Raw genomic sequence first — 8,465 nt, 5'->3', positions numbered from 1 at the left:
GAGCGGTAAAATCTGCCCTGCTAACATGATTAATAATGGGCAATGGGATGTATTCGTAAATAGCGTTGAGGGGTATTATAATAATCTTTATCAACCAAAAGATGACATTACAGGAGGTTGGTATGAAGAAGCTATTCGAGAGTTAAATAGAAGGGGTATTATGATAGGGGAAGGAAACGGAGTTTTCGCACCCAATAGAGCGATAACAAGAGCCGAATTTGCTCAATTAATCTCTAACTCTCTAAAACTGCCAGCTGGAGATGCATCATTTAAAGACCTAAATGATGCAAATTCAACTTTACGAGATGGTATTAAACGTACTGCAAGTGCAGGTATCATTCAAGGTAGAGGAGATGGTTATTTTGACCCAAACACACCTATTACAAGAGAAGAATCAGCAATTATTGTAAACAAGGCTTTACAGTATAAAGGTATATGGGGACCAGTTGTAAACCTACCATTCTCAGACAAAGACCAAATTATTTATAAAGAAGACGTACAAAGACTATATGGCCTGGGTATTGTAAGAGGTAAGGGTGACAATCAATACGACCCTAAAGGAACAACAACTCGTGGTGAAACAGCAACATTCATTCTAAATATGCTACAAGTAATTGAAAATGGTAGTGTTGAAAAGGTAATTGGAACAGCTCAAATTAATGGTATTGGGGTAAATGTTCGAAGCGGAGCAGGTACAAACTATTCTATTGTTAGAAAGACAAGTAAAGGCGATAAAGTTACCGTATATGAAGAAAAGAACGGCTGGCTAAGAATTGGAAAAGGTCAGTGGATTTACTATGACTCTAGTTATATCGACTATAACAGATTATAAAAGACTGAATAGTTAAAAGAACAGGTCATATTTGGATATATAACTTACTCTCAGGTTGTGAAGAAGACTTTCTCCACAACCTGTTTTTGTGACTAGCTCCCTCTTTACCTACCAATACTGATAAAAAGAGGAAATTCATTATGATGGAGTCATCAGAAAATCAACATAATTAGCGTGTATACAATTAAAAACTAATGTTTTTCTAATAATTATATAGAGGTCACCGTACATGCCCATCCAGCTCATATTTTGAAATACCTCAAAACGAAAAAATGAGCTTTATTGTTACAAGTTAACATAAGATTTCGTTCTGGGGTTACTATAAAATTTTAGCATAATAGCGATGTGTTAGTTCTAAAAACCCAAGAAAGGCTTTAAAATACTCTTATAGTTGGTCAAGCACATGGACTAGACATCTAATTATTTCAGAAGATTTCTCGATTTGACCTTCATCAAAATTTGAAAGGTTCGCATTAAGAATATGTTTTAGTTTTTTCTCTCTTTCTAAGTGACAATTTAAACCACTAGGCGTAAGTCGGATATTGACAACTCTCCGGTCGTTATTTGAACGAACACGCTCAACGTAACCGGCCTGTTGTAATCCATTGATTAATTGAGTAATACCAGCGGCAGTAGTTTCTGCTCGATCAGCTAATTCTTTGACTGACAATTCGCCTTCTTCAGCTAATACTTTAAGGGTTCGAGCATGGACCATCGAAACGGCCCCTAATGTACGAGTAGCTCGCCCTCTTAAACGTCCATCGGCTGCAGTCAGACTATATATAGCCTGACTAAGTTCGTCTATCGCAGTTAACTTATTTGAAGAATTTGTCATAACATCACCATTTCCTCGTTAACTAAGTACTTAATTATATGAAGTTAACATTAACATATGAATAAGAGTAGAGTCAAATTAAGTAGAGTCTGGCTATTCATTTTCCAAGCAATATTATATAGGCTCACTTTAAATCATCAATAAAATAATAAAACGCCTTTATTTATAGTCTTGACAAAAGTACATATAATACATCATTATTTTAATTAAGTACTTAACAGTTAAGTACTTAATTAAATTGTAAAGGATGATTATTATGACTCAACGTTCACAATCTCAAGGATGGGCTTTAGATATAGCTCTTGCACTTGGTGGGTTTGATGCTTTGCATCCTGAAGCAAAGGCAACTATGGAACAGTTAGGGCACGACCACACTGATTTTGATAAAGTTTTTTCTCAAGTAAAGAGTGGAGCAATGATCCCAAAAGCATGGGCCACGGTTGCTTCTCAGGCTCAAGAACGTGCAAAACATTATGAACAAAAGGGATTTACTGTTACTGCTCGTGATCTATATCAGCGAGCTGCTGTTATGTGGGGACGTGCACAATACTCATATTTTAATGATGATCCACGAAAATTGGCATTTCGAGAGCGTTGTAACGAATGTGTGGCAGCTATTTCATCACTTGGAGGGGGAACAGTACAACGTATAGTACTAGAATTTGAAGGCAAACAGATATATGCACTACTTCATTTGCCCTCAGGTGAAGTTCACAATGCACCAGCAGTAATATTAGGTCCAGGTATGGATATGATTAAGGAAGACTATATACAGATTGCGCAACGTTATTATACGTCTCGTGGTATCGTAGCTCTATCAATTGAAGGACCGGGTCAAGGTGAATCTGTTTCTGAAGGTCTAAAAGTCGATTTGACTAATTACGAACGCGCCGTTAGTTGTTATATCGATTTTCTATTAAAACGGCCTGAGGTTGATCCAAAGCGGATTGGATTTTTTGGTATCAGTATGAGTGGGTATTGGGGGATGCGAGCTGCTGCGAGTGATAATCGTATAAACGCTATAGCGACTTTTGAAGGTGTATATGGTGAATTTGATACCATCTTTAACAGAGCGCAGCCGAGTTTCAAAGCAAATTTTATGTACATGTCTGGTTACACTGATGAAGTTGCTTTTGAAAACGAATTGAGTAGCCAGATGAATTTGTGGAAATTAGCGCCAAAGATTACTTGTCCAGTCTTTATGGGAATAGGAGAATTTGATGAACTTACCCGTTTGGAAGAAGCATTAAGTCTTTATGAGTTTGTAGAGGCACCAAAGGAGATACGCGTCTATGAGAATGAATTTCACCCACTTGGTGGAGTAGCTGCAGAAATTTTTCGTTTTGGTGCAGAGTGGGTGGAACTTGCACTTGAAGGAAACTTTAAAGCTAACCATGATGAGCGTTATTACATGCATCGTGATGGGGGTGTTACTGAAGGGACTGCTTTTCCAACGTATTGGCTTGGTGCCCAGCCGGCGGAAATTAAAGGACGAAAAAAGTGTAATACATTAAATGCTTGTAATAATTAACAAATTTTTACTGGTTAAAAAAGAAAACAACAAAAATAGTATGTAGCTTTTAATTACACTATTTTTGTTGTTTTCTTCAAAGTTTAGACTCCTCATAATTATGGTCATTGGTGAGGATATTCAAGGTACGGAAGACTTCGAGTTGATGAAGAACATGGAAGAAAATGAAGGGAATGTTAAATGATTTATAAAGTAGTGACGACATACTATGTTTTTTCTTGAGCACAACTAGCATACATATTATTCTCTAGGAATTAAGTCCAGAATTGTGGAGACAGACAATGAGATATCTACGTTTTGAGGAACATGACTTTTATAAAATGTTAGGTATCATTGGATGGGATTGCAAGACAAATCAAAGTTCCTCATTTGAATTTTTAAGCTGATGGGTATGTGGTGCTACACCTTAATGCTCAAGTGGCGAAAACTTTTACTGAAAACTTTTATTATTATTACTTTTTTAAATTATATATATTTATATATTTTAAAAATAAATATCGTATATTCCAGATTATTATTATACAATATATCAACTGAACTATATATAAGAATGGAGAGTTTTTAGTTGGAATTATTGAGAAACAGTAAGGTTGGTACAAAATTAAACATACTAATAGGTATATCAAGTATTGCCTGTATAGTATTATCCCTAATAGGATTTTGGGGATTAGAAAGAGGAAAGAGTGCTTCTTCTAATATGTATGAAGATAATTTAAAATCAGTTGATTGGATAGGGACGATAGAATCTAACTTTTATCATGTTAATATGAATTTTATGGAAATAATGGTATCCAAAGATGAAAAAAGAATGAACGATTTGATAAAAGAAATGGATGTAATTCGTAAAGAAAATGATCAGTTATTAAAGCTGTTCGAAACTAAAGTTAGTTCAAATAAAGAAAAAGAGCTATTCAGCAAATTTCAGGAAGAGTTTAATGAATTAAGAACACAGATGAAAAAGGCACAAGAATTAGGAAAATCTAATAATGAAGAAGCCTACGCTTATTATTTAAAAGAAATCGAACCCAATATGCAAAAAACAATCCAGTCCATTCGTGAACTAATTGTATATAACAGTAATAATGCAGAGCAGTTACAACAAGTTAACAATAACGGTGCTCAAAATACAATGATAATGTTTGTAGGCCTTTCAATTTTAGCAATTATCATAGTTATATTGATTGGATATCTTATTAAGTTAACTATACGACAACCACTATTATTATTGCAAAACGATATGAAGAAAGTAGCTGCTGGTGATTTAACAATACGTACTTTTTATAAAGCAAATAATGAGCTGGGTAATATTGTACAGTCTTTTAATAGTATGTTAGATAATCTACAACAATTAATTGCGAGTGTTAAATCGACAACACAAGAAGTTATTTCTTCTACGGAGGGGGTTTTACAAGATACAAAGCGGGCATCTAATATTTCGAATGAGGTTGTTCAGACTATTTCTGAAGTAAAAGAAAAAATAGCAGGACAGGTAACTAGCATTCAACAGAGTTCATCTTCAATGGATGAAATAACAATTGGTGTGCAAACTGTAGCTGAATCTTCAGCTGTAGTTGCTGAGGTAGCAGTAACTACCACAGAACAAATACATATTGGTAGTGAAGTGATAAAGCACTCAATTCTTCAAATGAACAGTGTTCATGATGTCGTGGAGGAAACATCAAAAGTAATAGATAGACTTGTTACACGTACACAACAGATTGATACAGCTCTGAATGCAATCACTAATATTGCTGAGCAAACTAACCTTCTTGCTTTAAATGCTGCTATTGAAGCAGCACGTGCTGGAGAGAATGGGAAAGGGTTTGCAGTGGTTGCAGCAGAAGTGAGGGATTTAGCTGAAAAGTCTAAAGAATCCGCAAATGAAATTAACCATTTAGTCAAATCTATTCAACAAGATACTCAAGACACAGTTCATGTCATGCAAAAAGGAGAACAAAAGGCAGCAGAAGGAAAAGAAGCAGCCCACCAAGCGGACCAAACATTCTCATCTATTATGAGAGATATTGACAAAATCACAAGTCAAATTCAAGAAGTCTCTGCAGCAACAGAAGAAATGTCTGCCGGTACAGAAGAAGTAAATGCGTCTCTTTCGCTAGTAGCTGATACTGCAACACAAGTAGAAAGAGAAACAATTCAAACAGTACAATCAATTCAATCACAAGCAGTTTCAATTCAAACAATTACAAATCAATCCAACAAGATGAAAGAAAAGGTGAATGCATTAACAGAATTGCTTTCTAAATTTATTATTGAAGAGCAAAAAAACGAGAAATAAAATATATTATATAAAAAAGTACAGGTCCTTAATTAAAGACTTGTACTTTTTTATTATGAATAACTGTAAGTTGTGAAATAAATTTCTATTTTGTAAACAATTGTGAACAGAATTTTAATTTTTTGTTTTATTTATTTTTTCTGAATAATACATATTGACAAAATAATGGTAGCGATATAGAATTGGTTTTGTTCACCGGTGAACATTATGTATTTTTTTGTTTAGTATTATTTTTATTCACCATTTCTAACATCAAGATATTCTATCTCTTTTTTTGTAGTTTGAAATATTTTTGGTTACTTAAAATCAATAAAACGGTTTATATTGATAAAATTATTTAAAGGGATGATTGTATGACGAATGCTATAGCGGTAAGAAATGTACGAAAGTTTAGTTCTCAACCCTTATCTACTAATTGTGCTGAAATATTAAAACGTAGTAAGCATGCAATAATAGGTATTAGTCCGTTTAATAGTAGATTTTCTGATGAATATATTAATAGACTCATTGAATGGGCATTACATACTTTTGATGATGTTAGTGTTTTATTAGCTGGAAAAGAAGCTGCAAATTTACTTGAGGCTCTAGGAACACCAAAAGGTAAAGCGGAAAGAAAAGTTAGGAAAGAAGTATCTCGTAATAGAAGATCAGCTGAAAAGGCACTTAAAGAGCATGGTGGTAATGTAAATGCTATCCATACTTTTTCTGATTTTAATGACAACAATGCATATAGCTGCATGAGGGCAGAAGCAGAACATATTTTTTTAAGCGAAACTGATTTTCGAAATGCTTGCTTAGAAATGTCACATGCGGCCATTTTAGGTAGGGCAAGGGGTACTAATATAGATATTGATCAAATATCAAATGACATGCTAAATATTGCAGTAGAATATGTAATTGCAGAACTCCCATTTTTCATTGGTGGAGCTGAAATTTTAGGAGCTCAAGAAGCTGTACTTATTTATCATAAACCATGGGAGCTTGGTGAACAGATAGTTAGAAATGATTTTTCTATCAGGATGAAACCAAATCAAGGATATTTAATGGTTCAAGAAACGGAATATTTATCTTAATAAATATTAAGTATCCAATACAAGGGGGAAGTAATATGTCAAATACAGTGCAATCGGTAAATATATTATCAGAAGAATTTCAAGAAGATCCATATAAGTATTTTTCATACCTACGTCAGAATGATCCAGTACATTATGAACCTGAGATTGATAGTTATTTTATTAGCAGATATCAAGATGTCCGTAATATATTAAATGATACAGATACATTTACAACAAAATCGTTAGCTGAACGTGCTGAACCGGTAATGCGTGGGCCAGTATTAGCACAAATGCGTGGAAAAGAGCATGTAGCAAAAAGAAAAATTGTTTTAAGAAGTTTTATGGGAGATGCTTTACAAAAATTAATGCCTTTAATTAAAAAGAATGCAGAAGATTTACTATTTCCACACCTTCCAAATGGAAAGATAGATTTAATTAATGATTTTGGCAGAACATTTGCTGTTTATGTAACAATGGACATGATTGGATTAGATAAGAAAGATCATAAGAAGATAGGAGAATGGCATAGCGGTGTAGCTGACTTTATTACCAGTATAAATCAACCACCAGAGGCAAAAAAACATTCTCTTTGGTGCAGCGAACAGTTGGCTAATTATTTAGAACCAATTATTAAAGAGCGACGATTAAACCCACAGGAAGATTTAATTTCTAAATTATGCAGTGCTAAATATGAAGGAATAGCTATGACTGATACTGATATTCTAGCATTGATATTAAATATATTATTAGCTGCAACAGAACCTGGTGATAAGACTCTTGCTTTATTAATTTATAATTTAATTAACCAACCGAAACAACTGCAAGATGTATTAAGTGATCGTTCATTAGTACCATTAGCTATTGCAGAAACTTTACGTTACAATCCACCAGTGCAATTGATCCCACGTCAATTGTCAAAAGATACGGAAATAAGTGGTATCCAACTATCCAAAGGAACTACGGTATTTTGTATGATTGGTGCAGCGAACCGTGACCCTAATGCATTTGAAAGACCTGATGAATTCAACATTTATCGTCCGGATCTTGATATTAAAAAGGCATTTAGTGGTGCTGCAAGACATCTTGCATTCGGATCAGGTATTCATAATTGCGTAGGGGCAGCGTTTGCGAAATCAGAAATTGAAATAGTTGTAAATGTAGTCTTAGATAATATGAAAAATATTAAATTAGAAGAAGATTTTCAATATGTTGAAAAAGGACTTTATACACGTGGACCTATTTCCATGCCTATTCTTTTTGATAAGTTAGTTTAAAAAAACATGGCTATTTTAGTTATTAATATAATTCAATTTTTACTAAGGGGCTAAAACCCCTTAGTTTTTCTATTTTTATGAGAAGATCAACACATATACCTTCTAAGCTGATATAACAAAAAATTAAATACATTGTTTCCATGCTTCTAAAAATTTTGTTACAACTTGTAACTCGGAATCATTAAATTGTTGGAATAACTCACTGTAACGCTCATGTGCAATTTTGTGTAATTTTTTATGAACAATGGCTAACTGTATTCCCTTATCAGTTAAAGTATAAAAGATTTCCTTCTTATTATTTGTATTTTGATGCGTCAATAAAATTTTATTATCAATAAGAACGCGAATAGCTTTAGAGATGGTTGCTTTAGAAATATTAAGTTCCATAGATAGTAGAGTGTTATTCATTCGTTGTTTACTCTCATGAATAACCGAAACAATATGTAGTTGCGTTAGAGTCCAATTTTTATTTATATTTTCATATTCACTAACTAATTCTTTTATCATCTCTTGAGATGCATATTTTTTCTTTTCTCTTGTTATGACAAAGTCTTCAATAGCTTTTAAGGTTTGTTCATGGACAAAATTTGTCATAATAATTTCCCCTATCTAGAATTATTGTTTACCGGTTAACAATATAAA

At 33.5% G+C, this 8,465-nt stretch carries 7 protein-coding genes; 5 read left to right on the top strand and 2 right to left on the bottom strand.

Annotation, left to right across the window (positions count from 1 at the left end):
• Window positions 1–832 (top strand): S-layer homology domain-containing protein (locus tag ACTFRY_RS20005; RefSeq protein WP_440032416.1); only part of this gene is annotated, 832 nt, incomplete at its 5' end.
• 385 nt (window positions 833–1,217) lie between these two features.
• Here the strand turns inward: ACTFRY_RS20005 and ACTFRY_RS20000 are convergent.
• The gene (locus tag ACTFRY_RS20000; RefSeq protein WP_000185334.1) at window positions 1,218–1,667 is read right to left on the bottom strand and encodes a MarR family winged helix-turn-helix transcriptional regulator; all 450 of its coding nucleotides are present in this window, start codon (window positions 1,665–1,667) and stop codon (window positions 1,218–1,220) included.
• 256 nt (window positions 1,668–1,923) lie between these two features.
• Between ACTFRY_RS20000 and ACTFRY_RS19995 the strand changes: the two genes are divergently transcribed.
• The 4 genes from ACTFRY_RS19995 to ACTFRY_RS19980 all read left to right on the top strand — a co-directional run bounded on the left by ACTFRY_RS19995 (window position 1,924) and on the right by ACTFRY_RS19980 (window position 7,823).
• Window positions 1,924–3,198, top strand: coding sequence for an alpha/beta hydrolase (locus ACTFRY_RS19995; protein WP_016083306.1), 1,275 nt, complete (start codon window positions 1,924–1,926; stop codon window positions 3,196–3,198).
• Between the two features lie 565 nt (window positions 3,199–3,763).
• Complete coding sequence (locus tag ACTFRY_RS19990; protein ID WP_086391268.1) at window positions 3,764–5,494, top strand: methyl-accepting chemotaxis protein; 1,731 nt, start codon at window positions 3,764–3,766, stop codon at window positions 5,492–5,494.
• 353 nt (window positions 5,495–5,847) lie between these two features.
• Window positions 5,848–6,567: a tRNA-dependent cyclodipeptide synthase gene (locus tag ACTFRY_RS19985; RefSeq protein ID WP_086391267.1), complete on the top strand. Its 720-nt coding sequence runs from the start codon at window positions 5,848–5,850 to the stop codon at window positions 6,565–6,567.
• Between the two features lie 35 nt (window positions 6,568–6,602).
• A complete protein-coding gene (locus ACTFRY_RS19980; RefSeq protein WP_086391266.1) occupies window positions 6,603–7,823 on the top strand; it encodes a cytochrome P450, cyclodipeptide synthase-associated in 1,221 nt (406 codons plus the stop codon).
• Window positions 7,824–7,946: 123 nt separating this feature from the next.
• Here the strand turns inward: ACTFRY_RS19980 and ACTFRY_RS19975 are convergent, their stop codons facing one another.
• Complete coding sequence (locus ACTFRY_RS19975; protein WP_440032415.1) at window positions 7,947–8,417, bottom strand: MarR family transcriptional regulator; 471 nt, start codon at window positions 8,415–8,417, stop codon at window positions 7,947–7,949.
• Window positions 8,418–8,465 lie beyond the last annotated feature (48 nt).

Source organism: Bacillus cereus group sp. MYBK195-1, from assembly GCF_051916605.1.
GTDB lineage: Bacteria > Bacillota > Bacilli > Bacillales > Bacillaceae_G > Bacillus_A > Bacillus_A cereus.
The sequence above is the reverse complement of the archived record's forward strand: the minus strand, read 5'-3'. Positions and strand labels throughout refer to the sequence as shown.

Excerpts from the sequence above, each read along its gene's own strand:
- ACTFRY_RS19975 (WP_440032415.1), bottom strand. The coding sequence starts at position 8,417 with ATGACAAATTTTGTCCATGAACAAACCTTAAAAGCTATTGAAGACTTT.
- ACTFRY_RS19985 (WP_086391267.1), top strand. The coding sequence starts at position 5,848 with ATGACGAATGCTATAGCGGTAAGAAATGTACGAAAGTTTAGTTCTCAA.
- ACTFRY_RS20000 (WP_000185334.1), bottom strand. The coding sequence starts at position 1,667 with ATGACAAATTCTTCAAATAAGTTAACTGCGATAGACGAACTTAGTCAG.
- ACTFRY_RS19980 (WP_086391266.1), top strand. The coding sequence starts at position 6,603 with ATGTCAAATACAGTGCAATCGGTAAATATATTATCAGAAGAATTTCAA.
- ACTFRY_RS19995 (WP_016083306.1), top strand. The coding sequence starts at position 1,924 with ATGACTCAACGTTCACAATCTCAAGGATGGGCTTTAGATATAGCTCTT.